Source organism: Planococcus sp. TJ-307 (assembly GCF_058268435.1).
In genome coordinates this window covers 99278-113283 of record NZ_JBZDOJ010000002.1, presented here as the reverse complement: position 1 = coordinate 113283, position 14006 = coordinate 99278, and the positions used below count along the sequence as shown (strand labels likewise).

General features: G+C 44.0%; 15 protein-coding genes. 3 read left to right on the top strand and 12 right to left on the bottom strand.

The window, feature by feature from the left end; all coding sequences use genetic code 11:
• Window positions 1-6 precede the first annotated feature (6 nt).
• The 4 genes from resA to AC4EHK_RS06725 all read right to left on the bottom strand — a co-directional run bounded on the left by resA (window position 7) and on the right by AC4EHK_RS06725 (window position 2987).
• Window positions 7-567 carry a thiol-disulfide oxidoreductase ResA gene (gene resA, locus AC4EHK_RS06740; RefSeq protein ID WP_490978035.1) on the bottom strand — a complete coding sequence of 187 codons (561 nt, stop codon included), beginning with the start codon at window positions 565-567 and terminating at the stop codon, window positions 7-9.
• A gap of 91 nt (window positions 568-658) precedes the next feature.
• Window positions 659-1390: a pseudouridine synthase gene (locus tag AC4EHK_RS06735; RefSeq protein WP_490978034.1), complete on the bottom strand. Its 732-nt coding sequence runs from the start codon at window positions 1388-1390 to the stop codon at window positions 659-661.
• Window positions 1391-1645: 255 nt separating this feature from the next.
• The gene (gene scpB, locus AC4EHK_RS06730; RefSeq protein ID WP_490978033.1) at window positions 1646-2236 is read right to left on the bottom strand and encodes an SMC-Scp complex subunit ScpB; all 591 of its coding nucleotides are present in this window, start codon (window positions 2234-2236) and stop codon (window positions 1646-1648) included.
• The gene (locus AC4EHK_RS06725) at window positions 2214-2987 is read right to left on the bottom strand and encodes a segregation/condensation protein A (protein WP_490978032.1); all 774 of its coding nucleotides are present in this window, start codon (window positions 2985-2987) and stop codon (window positions 2214-2216) included. The genes scpB and AC4EHK_RS06725 overlap by 23 nt, the downstream gene beginning before the upstream one ends.
• Window positions 2988-3069: 82 nt before the next feature.
• On the opposite strand from AC4EHK_RS06725, the gene AC4EHK_RS06720 reads away from it, so the two are divergent.
• A complete protein-coding gene (locus tag AC4EHK_RS06720) occupies window positions 3070-3570 on the top strand; it encodes a DUF309 domain-containing protein (protein ID WP_490978031.1) in 501 nt (166 codons plus the stop codon).
• A gap of 1 nt (window position 3571) precedes the next feature.
• Here AC4EHK_RS06720 and AC4EHK_RS06715 read toward each other — a convergent pair whose 3' ends face one another.
• From AC4EHK_RS06715 to AC4EHK_RS06685, 7 genes are all read right to left on the bottom strand, one after another.
• On the bottom strand, window positions 3572-3931 hold the full coding sequence (locus AC4EHK_RS06715; protein ID WP_490978030.1) for a GNAT family N-acetyltransferase: 360 nt from the start codon (window positions 3929-3931) through the stop codon (window positions 3572-3574).
• Between the two features lie 180 nt (window positions 3932-4111).
• On the bottom strand, window positions 4112-5434 hold the full coding sequence (lysA, locus tag AC4EHK_RS06710) for a diaminopimelate decarboxylase (RefSeq protein ID WP_490978029.1): 1323 nt from the start codon (window positions 5432-5434) through the stop codon (window positions 4112-4114).
• 68 nt (window positions 5435-5502) lie between these two features.
• Entirely contained in the window at window positions 5503-6807 is a 1305-nt protein-coding gene (locus AC4EHK_RS06705; protein WP_490978028.1) for a pyrimidine-nucleoside phosphorylase, read from the bottom strand.
• Between the two features lie 82 nt (window positions 6808-6889).
• Window positions 6890-8077, bottom strand: a complete 1188-nt coding sequence (gene deoB / locus AC4EHK_RS06700; protein WP_490978027.1) for a phosphopentomutase — start codon at window positions 8075-8077, stop codon at window positions 6890-6892.
• Between the two features lie 68 nt (window positions 8078-8145).
• Entirely contained in the window at window positions 8146-9048 is a 903-nt protein-coding gene (gene xerD / locus AC4EHK_RS06695) for a site-specific tyrosine recombinase XerD (RefSeq protein ID WP_490978026.1), read from the bottom strand.
• Between the two features lie 111 nt (window positions 9049-9159).
• Window positions 9160-9621 carry a ferric iron uptake transcriptional regulator gene (fur, locus tag AC4EHK_RS06690; protein WP_490978025.1) on the bottom strand — a complete coding sequence of 154 codons (462 nt, stop codon included), beginning with the start codon at window positions 9619-9621 and terminating at the stop codon, window positions 9160-9162.
• A gap of 104 nt (window positions 9622-9725) precedes the next feature.
• Window positions 9726-10277 carry an NUDIX domain-containing protein gene (locus AC4EHK_RS06685; protein ID WP_490978024.1) on the bottom strand — a complete coding sequence of 184 codons (552 nt, stop codon included), beginning with the start codon at window positions 10275-10277 and terminating at the stop codon, window positions 9726-9728.
• Window positions 10278-10356: 79 nt separating this feature from the next.
• Between AC4EHK_RS06685 and AC4EHK_RS06680 the strand changes: the two genes are divergently transcribed.
• Window positions 10357-11259, top strand: a complete 903-nt coding sequence (locus AC4EHK_RS06680) for an aldo/keto reductase (protein WP_490978023.1) — start codon at window positions 10357-10359, stop codon at window positions 11257-11259.
• Window positions 11260-11342: 83 nt separating this feature from the next.
• Here AC4EHK_RS06680 and AC4EHK_RS06675 read toward each other — a convergent pair whose 3' ends face one another.
• Window positions 11343-12380 carry a zinc-binding alcohol dehydrogenase family protein gene (locus tag AC4EHK_RS06675; RefSeq protein WP_490978022.1) on the bottom strand — a complete coding sequence of 346 codons (1038 nt, stop codon included), beginning with the start codon at window positions 12378-12380 and terminating at the stop codon, window positions 11343-11345.
• 394 nt (window positions 12381-12774) lie between these two features.
• Here AC4EHK_RS06675 and AC4EHK_RS06670 point away from each other — a divergent pair, with 394 nt between their 5' ends.
• The gene (locus tag AC4EHK_RS06670; protein ID WP_490978021.1) at window positions 12775-13971 is read left to right on the top strand and encodes an MFS transporter; all 1197 of its coding nucleotides are present in this window, start codon (window positions 12775-12777) and stop codon (window positions 13969-13971) included.
• The last annotated feature ends 35 nt before the right edge of the window (window positions 13972-14006 follow it).

Genomic DNA, 14006 nt, shown 5'->3' with positions numbered 1-14006 from the left:
ATCTCCTTATTCAGGTTTGATTTCTTCCATAAACCCTTCAATATCTTGTTCTGTCATTTCTCCTGTAACGATGCGCTGAATGTTGCCATCCGGGTTAACAAGTACCGTGGTAGGCAATGGCCTTATGCTATAGGCCGTCATTACACTTTTTGTTTTATCGATCACTACTGGAAAAGACAAACCATATTGATCAGCGAAAGATTGGACTTCAAAATCAGATTGAGCAATATTTATCGCAAGCACTTGAACACCATCGTTCGAGAAAGCTTCATACTGTCGATCCATAGCTGGCATTTCTTTCGCACATGGCTTGCACCAGGTACCCCAGAAATTCAAAAAGACTCCTTGGCCTTCATAATCCGATAGTTTATGGTCGTTGCCTTCAAGATCCACCAGGGTAAAGTCAGGTGCTTTATCTCCGACTTCCAACAGGCTAACTTCTTCGGCTGTAGCACTGTTGTAGATGGTATAGCCAATAGCTGCTATTAAAATTGCCAAAATAATGGTTCTAGTTATTGCTCTTTTTTTCTTTTTGTCGTTCTTTTGTGGAACTGCTCGTTCATCCATGCTTGTTCCTCCTTCGAGGGATATTATGCAAACTTAATTATAACAAAGTTTAAACAGCCACAAGTCTGGAGTTTTGAAGTGTTTGTGAACGTTAAACGCGTTTTCCTGTTTCAGCGAGAACACGTAATAGTTTGACTTCATGCGCTGAAAGCTCTCTTGATTCGCCTGCATTTAACCCGTGGAGGGTTAGAAAAGCAAATTGTTCACGGCTCAATTTTTGTACCGGGTAGCCGATCGCTTCGAACATTCTACGGACTTGACGGTTTCTTCCTTCGTGAATCGTAATTTGAACAATCGCTTTGCCGGTCTTTTTATCACCCGATAAAAGCTTAACCTTGGCCGGTGCAGTCATGCCATCTTCAAGTTTGATGCCACGTTCCAATTTTTTAAGGTCGTCTCTTTCCGGGATTCCTTTTAAGCGGGCGATATACGTTTTATCAATTTCAAACTTTGGATGCGTCAGCATATTGGCAAATTCGCCATCGTTAGTCATAATCAATAAACCCGAAGTGTCATAGTCCAAGCGGCCAACCGGGTAAATGCGTTTTTCGATATCTCCAAAAAAGTCGGTTACAACTTTGCGGTTTTTATCATCCGAAACAGCAGAAATAACGCCACGCGGTTTGTACAGCAAGTAGTAAACTTTCTGTTCTTTTTCAAGCTGAACGCCTTCAACTTCGATCTTATCCGTGCTTGATACTTTAACGCCCAATTCTTTGATCGTTTTTCCATTGACTCTTACTTTGCCGTCCAAAATCAATTGTTCCGACTTACGTCGTGATGCCACGCCTGCATGAGCAAGTACTTTCTGTAATCTTTCCATAAATAAGTTCACCTCATTAGTATTTTTTTCGAAAAGCGTACGCGCTCGTCCAACCAAAGGCTGAACACTGCAGCAGGCAGACCGAAACGCACAATTGTCCGTTTGGGCCGTTCCTGCCAAGCACTGCAAATGTATTACAATTACTCGATATGCCGTTCGTTCCTCTCGGAATTATGTCACATTTCTTTCGAAAGCGGAAGCACTAAGCTCAAAAGAAAAGAAGACTGTCAATAGCGCAGCCTTCCTTAAAATGCATTATACTTTTACTTCTTCTTTGAATGTTTGTTGAAAGTTGGTCATAAAAAGATCTGCTTCTTCATCCACATCGTTCTCCATTTCTTCGAGCAATGGCGGGAGCTCGTCCAGATTTTTCAAACCAAAGTAATTTAAAAACTCTTTTGTCGTGGCGTATAAAATAGCGCGGCCAGTTCCTTCGACACGCCCTGCTTCCTGCACCAATCCTTTAGCGGCAAGAGTGTGCAGTGCTTTTTCGCTTTTCACACCGCGCAGGTCTTCCACTTCCACCCGTGTAATGGGCTGCTTGTAAGCGATAATGGCCAAAACTTCCAATGATGCTTGCGATAACGCCTGAACAGTTGGATTTTCCACTAGCTTTTGAATGGTTTCAGCGACTTCCTGCTTGGTCACCAACTGAAAGACACCCGCCAGTTCCTTCAGGCAAATTCCGCTTACAGAATCGGCGTAACGTGCTTCTAATTCTTTTAAACCAGCCTGCAGGTTTTCACTATCTGTTTCCGTTAAAAACTGAAGTTGTTTTAATGTTAAACCATCGTCTCCTGACACGAAAAGCAGCGCCTCTATTTTACTGGAAAGATTCGTCTTCATATTCCCACTTGTCCTTTCTAAGTTCCACCATCAGATCGGTGAAGTTTGTTTCTTGCTCCACCGCAATCACTTGCCGTTTCATTAATTCTAAAATTGACAAAAACGACACCACCAGAACGGTTTTGTCATCTGATGGAAACAAATTGCTGAAAGATGTCCGTCCCTTGGACAATTTTAATTGATCAACGATTGACGTCATTTGGTGTTTGATGGAAATTTCTTGCCTGGCAATTCGCGCAGACAAAGGCGCCTTTAGCTGCTTCCGGCGAAGCATTTTTTGGAATGCTCCAAGCATGTCATAGGCATTTACTTCAAGATCGACTTGATCGTATGGAATGGCTGCCTGAATTTCCGATAAATCCATAGGAGCTTTTGTGTAGATAAACGATCGCTTGCTTTCCATTTCTTTTAACTGTTCCGAAGCGTCTTTGTACTTTCTGTATTCTACGAGACGCGACACCAGCTCTTCACGTGGGTCGAGCTCATCCAGCTCGTATTCCATTTCATCCATTTCGCCTTCGTGGACCGGCAGCAAGGTCTTGCTTTTAATCGCCAGCAACGTGGCTGCCATCACAAGGTATTCGCTAGCCTCGTTTAGCTCCAGGACTTGCATCGCTCGTATGTGTTCCATATACTGTGAAGTAATCTGTGAAACAGGAATATCGTAAATATCAATTTCCAAACGGTGGATTAAATGCAATAATAAATCAAGAGGACCTTCAAAAGCCTCAACTTTTACTTCGTATGACATGACTGTACCACCTGACTGTTAAAATACTCATTCATCCCCATTAATGGGCAGTTACACTTATTATAGTAGAAAGGGGATCAAAATGCATCCACTTCAACATCCGCTGTTTATTCAATACATTGTAAATTTCAATAAAGAAAAAGATTATTTTGAATGCCATGAAGTTGGCGAGGAATACTGGAAAATGGTTGCACCGAAAGATAAAATGCATCCCCTTACCGGCTGGATTCAATTGGCGGTTGGCATGTACCATTGGCGAAGAAGCAATTATCCAGGGGCCTTGCGCTCTTTTATCCGCGCTAAGGTCAAATTGGCTTCAGGCGGCATTTGGGTAGAAGGATTTGACCACGACAAGCTGATCAGCATTTTAACCACTTCGATTGATGCTGTTACAGAACGAAAGCCGTTTTTCATTCAAGAAATTCCGATTGTTTCAGAAGAGTTGGAACACGCAGTAGAATCCTATTATTCCGAACAGCCTCTTGTTGAACAGGACCCCTATTATTTGATGCACAAACACCGGCTGCGTGACCGGTCGTCTATCATCAGTTTGCGGGAACAAAAAAAAAGGCGGAACCTTTAAATTAAAGGTCGCCTTTTTTTACTGGGCATTTTTTTAGAAACGGTTCGGTTTCTTCTGTTGCAAGCATCTGTCGATCCTGCATAATATCCTGAATTTTGTCCACCATTTCGTGCCCAATTCCTTCACCGCGATGGGAAGGGTTCACCGATAGATGGTGGATCGTATAAGACGCTTCGCCAACTTCCACACCTAATAACCCGACGAAATCATCCTCTTTTTTCCAAAGGAATAATTGCCAATCCGGATTTTCTTCATAGATATGCATCGTTTGCTGCAGTTTCTTCAATTCTCGCTCTTTCGGCATAAATGACATCAGCCCCATAGCGATTTTTTCGAATGATTTCTTATATCTGAATAACATAATTAAATCCCTCATTTTCGTCTAAAAGCGGCTTTATCCATACTACTATAGTTCACCTAATAACTCAAGAGAGCGTTTATCAGCCACCAGTGACATTTTCTGCGAAAAAGATCCAATACACAAATCCCCAAGCAATCGCCATTGCTAAGATGAAAAGCAGCAAAATCAAATTCGCTTTTTTCATTTTTGAACAGCCTTTTGGGAATAACTCAAGTCCTGTTTGATTAAATCATCATTCGTTTCACGCTTCACGACAAGCTGGTGTGCACCATTTTCTACGAATACTACTGCCGGGCGCGCAATGCGGTTGTAGTTGCTCGCCATCGAATACCCATAAGCGCCTGTACAGAAAACACTCAATAGATCTCCCGATTCTACAGCAGGCAGTTGTGCCTCTTCGATCAGTTTGTCCCCTGATTCGCAGCATTTCCCTGCAATGGTATACTGTTCCGTTGCTGCAACACTTGCTTTATTGGCAAGCAACGAGCTGTATTTTGCGCCGTATAAGGCTGGACGGATGTTGTCCGACATGCCTCCGTCTACCGCCGCATAGTTGCGGGTGCCTGGAACTTCCTTCGTTGAGCCAATTGTGTAAAGTGTCGTTCCCGCATCGCCAATCAACGAGCGGCCTGGTTCGATCCAAATTTCAGGAAGCGGATAGTTGGAAGCTTCGGAAGTCTGCTGGACTGTTTGAATCATCTGCTCTACATAGACAGCAGGTTCAAGCGGCTGGTCCTCCTCTGTATAGCGGATCCCAAATCCTCCTCCAAGATTCAATACCGGACAAGTATAGCCGGTTTCTTCTTTCCAATAAGCCATTTTCTGAATCAGTTTTTCAGCTGCCAATTGAAATGCGCCTGTATCAAAAATTTGAGAGCCGATATGGCAATGAAGACCCATGAGTTTTAAATAGTCGTGATTATAGGTTTGTTGAAAAGCTTGATCGGCCTGGCCATTTTTCAAATCAAAACCAAATTTTGAATCTTCCTGACCAGTCGTGATGTAATCATGTGTGTGAGCTTCAATTCCAGGAGTGACACGCAACAAAATATTCATCGATTGTTTGGATTGCTCGGAAAGTTGCTTTAACAAGCTGATTTCATGGAAATTATCAACTACGATGCAGCCAATTCCCACTTCAAATGCCATTTGCAACTCTTCAAGGCTTTTGTTGTTGCCGTGAAAATGAATCTTTTCAACCGGAAATCCGGCTTTCACTGCTGTATACAATTCGCCTGCAGAAACCACATCCAGTGACAAGTTTTCCTCTGCCGCTACCTGGTAAATGGCAATGGTTGAAAATGCTTTACTGGCATAAGCAACCTGATAGCCAATTCCTGCTTGTTCGAAGGTTTGCTGAAACGCTCTGGCGCGGTCTCTGAATAATTGAATGTCGTAGACGTACAGCGGCGTGCCGTATGTTTTCGCCAATTCCACCGAATCGGTTCCGCCAATTGTTAAATGGCCCTGCTCATTGATTGTTTGTGTACCGTATAAATGCAATAAAAGCCCCTCCTGATGGTGTATGTATTGAAAAATCTTGCTGAGCAGCCACCCAGCAAGATTTTTTGTCAATCGGTGATCAAAGCTGAAATCAGCTTGATTTTTTCAACCGGTTCACTTGTATATTCGATACTATTATATATCATTTTAGAACATTCTGCGAGTTCTTGTGTATTGGAATAAATCGTTGCGATTGACTCGCCGGCTTTCACGAAATCGCCTACTTTTTTGTGGAGTACGATGCCGACAGCCAAATCGATTTGGGATTCTTTTGTTGCTCTGCCTGCGCCGAGCACCATTGCTGCGGTTCCAATTTCATCTGCTTCCATAAAGGAAATATAGCCCTCTTCTTTAGATGGCACTTCTGTAACAAACTCAGCTTGTGGCAATAATGTGACATCGTCTACCACTGCTGGATTGCCGCCTTGGTCTGCTATAAATTGCTTAAAAAATTCCAATGCCTGTCCATTTTCAATAACATTTTCAAGCATGGTGCGCGCTTCTTCAAGTGTTTCTGCTTTGCCGCCGACCACAACCATTTGGCTGCCGAGTACCATGCACAGTTCCGTCAAGTCTTCCGGTCCTTTGCCTTGCAAAGTTTCAATCGCTTCTTTGACTTCTAATGCGTTGCCAATCGCAAAGCCTAAAGGCTGGCTCATATCTGAAATAATGGCCATGGTTTTTCTGCCTGTCGCGTTGCCAATGCCGACCATCGCATGTGCCAATTCCTTGGCATCTTCCGGTGTCTTCATAAAGGCACCTTCGCCTGTTTTTACATCCAAGACGATTGCGTCCGCTCCAGCTGCAATTTTTTTGCTCATGATCGAGCTAGCAATCAAGGGGATGCTGTTGACCGTTCCTGTTACGTCACGCAGTGCATACATCTTTTTATCCGCAGGGGTTAAATTGCCGCTTTGGCCAATCACTGCGAGTTTATGGTCATTCACTTGTTTGATGAAATCGGCTGTTGACAACTCTACATGGAAACCATCAATTGCTTCTAATTTATCAATTGTTCCGCCAGTGTGGCCAAGACCGCGTCCGCTCATTTTAGCAACTGGAACGCCGCATGCTGCGACTAATGGTCCAAGTACAAGAGTTGTTGTGTCGCCAACACCGCCGGTAGAATGCTTATCTACTTTAATGCCTTCAATTGCTGATAAGTCAATTTGGTCGCCCGATTCAGCCATAGCCATTGTCAGGTCAGCACGTTCACGCTCAGTCATATTTTGGAAATAAACTGCCATCAGAAATGCGCTCATCTGGTAATCTGCGATGTCGCCGTTTGTATAGCCAGTGATGACGAACTTGATTTCCTCAGTCGATAACTCATTGCCATCTCTTTTCTTTTCAATCAAATCTACCATTCTCATGAAATCTACCGCCTTTTTAGGTTAGTTTCTAAACAAAGTAACTAAAACATATTCATTTATTTTTATTGTTAAGATTCTACTTTTATTTATTTAAACGTGCTAAAAAACTCTTGCCGAATTGAGGCATCGCGACTGAAAAATTCTCAGCAATCGTTGCGCCGATATCCGAAAACGTTTTGCCTGTGTCCAATTGCTCGCCGCCTGTAAATCGTGGAGAATACGCCAAAAGCGGCACGTATTCACGGGTATGATCCGTACCTGGGAAGGTCGGGTCGTTGCCGTGATCTGCTGTAATGATCAACAAGTCATCTTCTTGCATTTGTTCCAGTACTTCAGGCAAGCGTGCATCAAACGCTTCCAGTGCATCTCCATACCCTTGTGGATCTCTGCGATGGCCATAAAGTGCATCAAAGTCCACCAAATTCAAAAAGCTCAGTCCTTGAAAATCTTCACCGGCAACTTGAACGAGTTTATCCATGCCATCCATATTGTCTTTTGTGCGCAACGATTTGGTGACGCCTGCACCGTTATAAATATCATCAATTTTCCCAATGGCAATCACGTCTTTTCCGCCATCTTTTAACTCATTCATAACAGTCCGCCCGAATGGTGCCAACGCATAGTCGTGGCGATTGGTTGTGCGCTTGAATGCTCCAGGCTGTCCGAGGAACGGACGCGCTATCACTCGACCCACTAAGTATTCCGGCTCCAAAGTCAACTCACGCGCAATTTCGCAAATGCGGTAAAGTTCTTCTAACGGAATAATTTCTTCATGAGCCGCAATCTGCAAAACTGGATCAGCCGATGTGTAAACGATAAGCGCTCCGGTCTCCATGTGCTGCTGCCCAAGCTCGTCCAGGATTTCAGTACCGCTCGCCGGTTTGTTGCCTAAAACTTTGCGTCCCGTTTTTTCTTCCAGCTGCTGAATTAACGCTTCCGGAAAACCGTCTGGGTACACTTTGAAAGGTGTATCAATGTTCAAGCCCATGATCTCCCAATGCCCTGTCATGGTGTCTTTTCCAACCGAAGCTTCTTGAAGTTTGCCGTAATAAGCTGCCGGAGAAGCTGTTTTTGCAAGCCCTTTCACAGGAACGATGTTGGCAAGTCCGAGTTTTTCCATGTTCGGCATGTTTAACCCGCCTACCACATCTGCCGTATGGCCAAGTGTGTTTGATCCTGTATCTCCAAATGCTTCAGCGTCCGGTGCTTCACCGATTCCCACTGAATCCAATACTACTAAATGTACACGTTTAAAAGCTTTGTTTGTCATAAGTCTTCCTCCTTATTTTCGCTTTTATCTTACCACATACTGCCCCCTTGTCGGAAGTCAGACCTTTTCTAAGCACGTGGATGAAATTGAGAATAAACATCTTTCAAGCGAGTTTTGCTGACATGTGTATAAATTTGTGTGGTAGAAATGTCTGCATGGCCCAACATTTCCTGCACTGCCCGAATGTCTGCACCATTTTCCAGCAAATGTGTAGCGAAAGAATGGCGCAAAGTATGCGGCGTTAATTCTTTTTGAATTCCGGCTTTTTGGGCGTGCTGCTTGAGCAGTTTCCAAAAACCTTGGCGGGTCAATCGTTTGCCGCGTTGATTGATGAACATGGCATCGGTTTTCTCCCCACTTTTCAGCAATTCCAACCGTCCTGTTTCAAGATAGGTCTGGCACGACTTGAGTGCGGATTTTCCTAAAGGTATAATCCGCTCTTTTCCGCCTTTGCCGGTGCAGCGGACAAAGCCCATTGTTAAATGAACATCCTCCACATCCAAGTTGATGCATTCGCTAATGCGCATGCCACTGGCGTATAACAGTTCCAGCATGGCCTGATCCCGCAAACCATTGGCTTTATTGGTGACAGGGGCCTGCATCAAAGCATCTATTTCTTCGATAGAGAGAATATTCGGCAGCTTTTTCTCCATTTGAGGCATTTCCAAGTGAACGGTAGGATCGGTTTCAACAATGCGTTCACGGATTAGAAATTGGTGAAAAGAGCGAATAGAAGAAATATGGCGTGCAACTGTCCGCGACGTATTCGCCGATTCTTTCAAATGGCGCAAATGGTTCAATATATGTACCCGCTCGACTTTGCTGAGAGACTCCAGCTGTTCTACTTCTTTTAAATAGTGCAAGTAAGCTTTCAGATCCCGTTGATAGGACGACAAAGTATTGTCTGCAAGCTGCCTTTCAACACGCAGAAAATGAATGTAATCGTCGAGTGCATCTTTGCCAAAGTTCATACGTCTGCCTCCTTTATGTTTTGCATAATACCCCATTACTCGATTCCTGAATGTACAGCCATTTTTCCACGAAAAAAGGACGGCCTATATGGGCCGTCCTGTTGGCATCCGTTATTCTGATGGATTTTGAGAATTGCTGTCGTTGCAGCGCCAGCAGATGCCATGGAAAGTAAGACGGTGGTCTTTAATTTGGAAATTCCAGCGTTTCTCTACGACATTTTCCACATCTTCCAAAAGATCTTCCTGTATTTCATCCACTGCACCGCATTCGAGGCACACAAGGTGATGATGAAAATGTGCGGCACCTTCTTGACGCAAATCATAGCGCGACACGCCATCACCAAAATTTATTTTATCGACAATTTTTAATTCTGTTAAAAGCTCTAGTGTACGGTACACAGTCGCCAATCCGATTTCCGGTGCAATATCTTTTACCAAAAGATAGACGTCTTCTGCACTTAGGTGGTCTTCTTCATGGTCTAACAAAACTCGAACTGTCGCTTCACGCTGTGGCGTCAATTTGTAACTCGCAGCGTGTAATTGCTTTTTGATCCGATCAATCCTGGTTTCCATGCGACGCCCTCCCTCAAACTGCCTTTATTATATCAAAAGGGAGTTCTCAATTACAACAATACTATCTGCCCTTTAATTATAATTGTTATAAAGAGAGAATCGTTTCAATTCTCAATTGAAAAACGTTGCTTTGCCCATAAAACTGCAAACGCAGTTTTGGCGTCATAGATTTTCTCATCAATGACCATCTGTTCTGCCTCTTCAATGGTTACTTCCATCAAGTCCACAAATTCGTCATCGTCCAGCACCGCACCATTTGTTGCTTTGCTTAAACCTTCAGCAGCAAACAGGTGGACAACTTCATTGGCAAATCCCGGAGAGGTCGCAAAAGTTTGAATTTTAATCAGTTTTTCTGCTGTGTAGCCAGTTTCTTCTTCCAGCTCACGCATAGCCGTGTATTCGGGTGCTTCTCCGGGCTCAAGTTTTCCAGCAGGAATTTCTACCAGAGACCGTTCCAGTGCTTTCCGGTATTGTTCCACCAGGATGATTTTATTTTCAGGCGTGATGGCTATAATAGCAACCGCTCCCGGATGTTCGATCAATTCTCGCTTGGATGTATGGCCGTTTGGCAGCGATACTTCATCAACTTTCAAGTTGATGATTTTACCTTCGTATAAACGATCGGAGTGAATGGTTTTTTCTTCAAATTTTTTCATTGGAATCCTCTTTTCATTTGTGGTTTCTCTAAGGAAAAGTATACCATATAAGGAACGACAGACTAAATGAGGTGGAGAAATGAAAAAGAAGTTATTAGGCAACAGCGAAATCAAAGTCAGTGAAATCTCTCTGGGCTGCATGTCTTTGCCAACAGATGCCAAAGAAGCGGGCATTATTGTCGACGAAGCAATTGCGCAGGGCATCAATTATTTCGATACGGCTGATTTGTACAACAAAGGAAAAAACGAAGAAGTGGTTGGCCAGGCTTTAAAACATCGCCGAAACGATATTGTATTAGCCACTAAGGTGGGCAACGAGTGGAGTACTGGATCAGATGAAGTCAAATGGAATCCAACCAAGGCGTATATTAAAGAGCAGATCCATGCGAGCCTAAAGCGCCTGCAAACCGACTATATCGATTTGTATCAATTGCACGGCGGCATGATCACCGATGATTCGGAGGAAACCATCGAAGCTTTTGAGGAGTTGAAAAAAGAGGGCTTGATTCGTGCTTATGGCATTTCTTCGATTCGCCCGAATGTGATTAAACGATTTTTGGAAAATGGGAACATTGCCTCGATCATGATGCAATACAGCCTGTTGGACCGCCGCCCGGAAGAACTGCTGGAGAGCATTGGCCAAGCCGGCAAATCTGTGGTGACGCGCGGGTCTTTGGCAAAAGGATTATTGACTGGCGAAGGAATCGAGCGTGCAGCTAAAATGGGTGGCTACTTAAACTATAGTGATTCTGAATTAAAAACGGTTCTGGAAAAACTATTGGCGGTTCACGACAATCTCCATGCAGTCGCTTTGCATAGCGTACTCGAACACGACACCATCAGTTCAGTTGTGGCAGGTGCCAGTTCTGCAGAGCAGATCAAAGCTACCATTGATGCATACAACACACCAGTATCACCAGAACAAATTGCCGAAGCAAAAAAACTGACGCGCCAGGACATGTACCAGGAACATCGGGCGTAAAAGATTCTATCTTAAAAACCGAACCACTAAAATAGGCAGGCCATACTCAACAAAGAGTACGGCCTGCCTATTCGTGCATAAATTTATTTTTGGATCGGTCCTTCAATGACAACCTTGCCAATTGTGCGCGCAGTCAAGAGGTCTTCATAAGCTTCTTTCAATGTCTCTGGATTCAGCGGCGACAAGTGCTTGGTCATGGTTGAGCGGATTTTTCCTTCTTCCACCCAGTCAGAAATTTGCGTCAGGATGTGGTGCTGTGAAACCATGTCTTCCGTTTGGAAAACAGAACGAGTATACATCAGTTCATAAGAGAACGTGACCGATTTCGAAAACAGTTCCAAGTGCAGCGGTTTGAAAGCTGGAAGGATGGAACAGATTTTCCCTTGCGGCAAGATGGTTTTTGCCATATTTTCCATGTGGTCATCCACATTCGTTAAGCTGAAAATGTAATGGACTCCTGAAAATCCGAGAGCTTCCAGCTGTGGTCCAAATGCCTCGTGGTGATTGATGATGTGATCGGCGCCATGGTCCACAGCCCATTCTTTGGATTCTGGACGTGAAGCTGTGCCCACTACAGTTAATCCGGCAAGTTTTGCAATTTGTGTCGCAATTGAACCTACTCCACCAGCCGCACCGATAATTAAGATGACTTTGTCTTTGTTGTCAGCTGGTTCGCGGGAAGCACCCAACCGGTCAAAAATTGCTTCACAAGCTGTGATGCTCGTTAAAGGCAAAGCTGCTGCTTCTGGAAAATCAATGTTCTTCGGCTTTTTGCCAACAATGCGCTCATCCACCAATTGGAAATCACTTAAACTCCCTGGAATATTGCTCGTTCCCGCATAGAAAACTTCATCCCCTACTTGGAAGAAACTGCACTCTTCACCCACTTCTACAACTACTCCAGCGGCGTCGCGGCCAACAATCGTCAACGACGCATCGTCTTCCTTCTTGCCGTCGCGCGTTTTTAAATCAGTTGGATTAACGGATACAGCCTTTACCTCAACCAGTATGTTTCTGCCTGTGGCTTTAGGGCGTTCGATTTCCACTCGTTCGAAATTAGGTGCTTCTGTCGTTGCGTTGGGTTTGTAAAAACCCAGTGCCGTCATTTTTTCTGTAGCCAATCTATTTCGCCTCATCTCTTTGGAATAATCAATAACATCTAACCAATGTTTATTCTAACTTTCTATACAGGCGGACACAAAAGTTCTGACTTTTATTTAGGCTTTTTTTATTTTTCATTCTGAAAAAATATGCATCTTGGTATCGTACAAGAAGTCTACTTCTTCAATTATTCATTATTCCTCCAATAAAATTGATTCAAGTCTTTCAAAAGTGTTTATCATATTCAACAACTTAGTTTGAGGCTTTATGGATTAAGCTATCAAGTAATTCAAAGAAAAATACGAGGCCGCGAGGATCATCTTATTTTAATTGAACACCAAATCCCATAAAACACTATAATGAAATTATTCCTACCCATCATTGATTCCCCACATTTTGCAAGGAGGTGTATGCATGATTACCCGCCGCACCGTCATTTCACTTGGCCTCTCCCAACTCATCTGTTGGGGAATTTCCTATTACTTGATTGCTGCTTTTGGCACACGGATTGCCGAAGATCTTAACTGGAGCGAACCTATAGTTTATGGGGGCTTTTCAGCTGCACTGATTGTCATGGGCATAACATCTCCGCTGACCGGCCAATTGATTGACCGGTTTGGAGGGAAACGAGTGATGACTTGTGGGTCGGTGTTGCTGGCTCTTGGCTGCGGGGGCATTGCCTTGGCGTATTCGATTGAAGTGTATTATTTGTCTTGGATCCTGTTGGGATTTGCCATGCGCTTATGCCTGTACGATGCAGCATTTGCGGCATTGGCACGAATAGGAGGCATTCATGCAAAGCGCCCTATCTCGCAAATTACGCTTTTAGGCGGACTTGCTTCAACCATTTTTTGGCCAGTCGGCTTCTATTTAACCGAAATGTTCGGCTGGCGGATAGCTTTATTGATCTATGCGCTTTTCGCCTTGTTGACCATCCCTCTTCATCTATCAATTCCCTCCAACCGCCTTAGCGATCATAAAATGGCAACTGACTCTAAAAGGATGGATTTCTTCCCCCCTTCCGAAACGACAGCGAGAGAGCAGTGGATCGCAAGAAGTTTGTATGCCTTGATCTTTACTTTGTTAAACTTTTTGAATTCTGCACTGTCTACTCACATGATTACACTTCTCACAGGGCTTGGGCTAACTGCCGCGCTTTCGGTTTGGATTTCCACGTTTAGAGGAATCGGACAATCTTTGGCACGGGTCTGTGAAGTCCTATTCGGTGCTCGCCTGCATCCGACTTCTTTAACCATTCTTGCTTCCGTGCTTTTGCCGCTTGGTTTTGGCATCGGTCTTTTCAGCGGCCAGTTTCTCACGGCTGCCCTGTTATTTGCTTTTCTATTCGGCGCAGGCAATGGCCTTATGACGATTAGCCGCGGGACTTTGCCGCTCGTGCTGTTTGATCATGCAACTTATGGAACGCTTGTCGGCAAACTGCTGGTGCCCGGTTTCCTGTTGTCTGCCATTTCACCCATCGTTTATACTTATATCATCGAGCATTTCGGAGAACAGACAGCACTCGTCTTTTCAGCCTGCCTGGCATTTGTTATTTTCGCGCTGTCGCTTGTGCTAAAATCAAGATTCTCGTCTACTGCTATAAAAAAATAAAACGCAGTTTCTTTTTATATTTACTTAATCTAGGA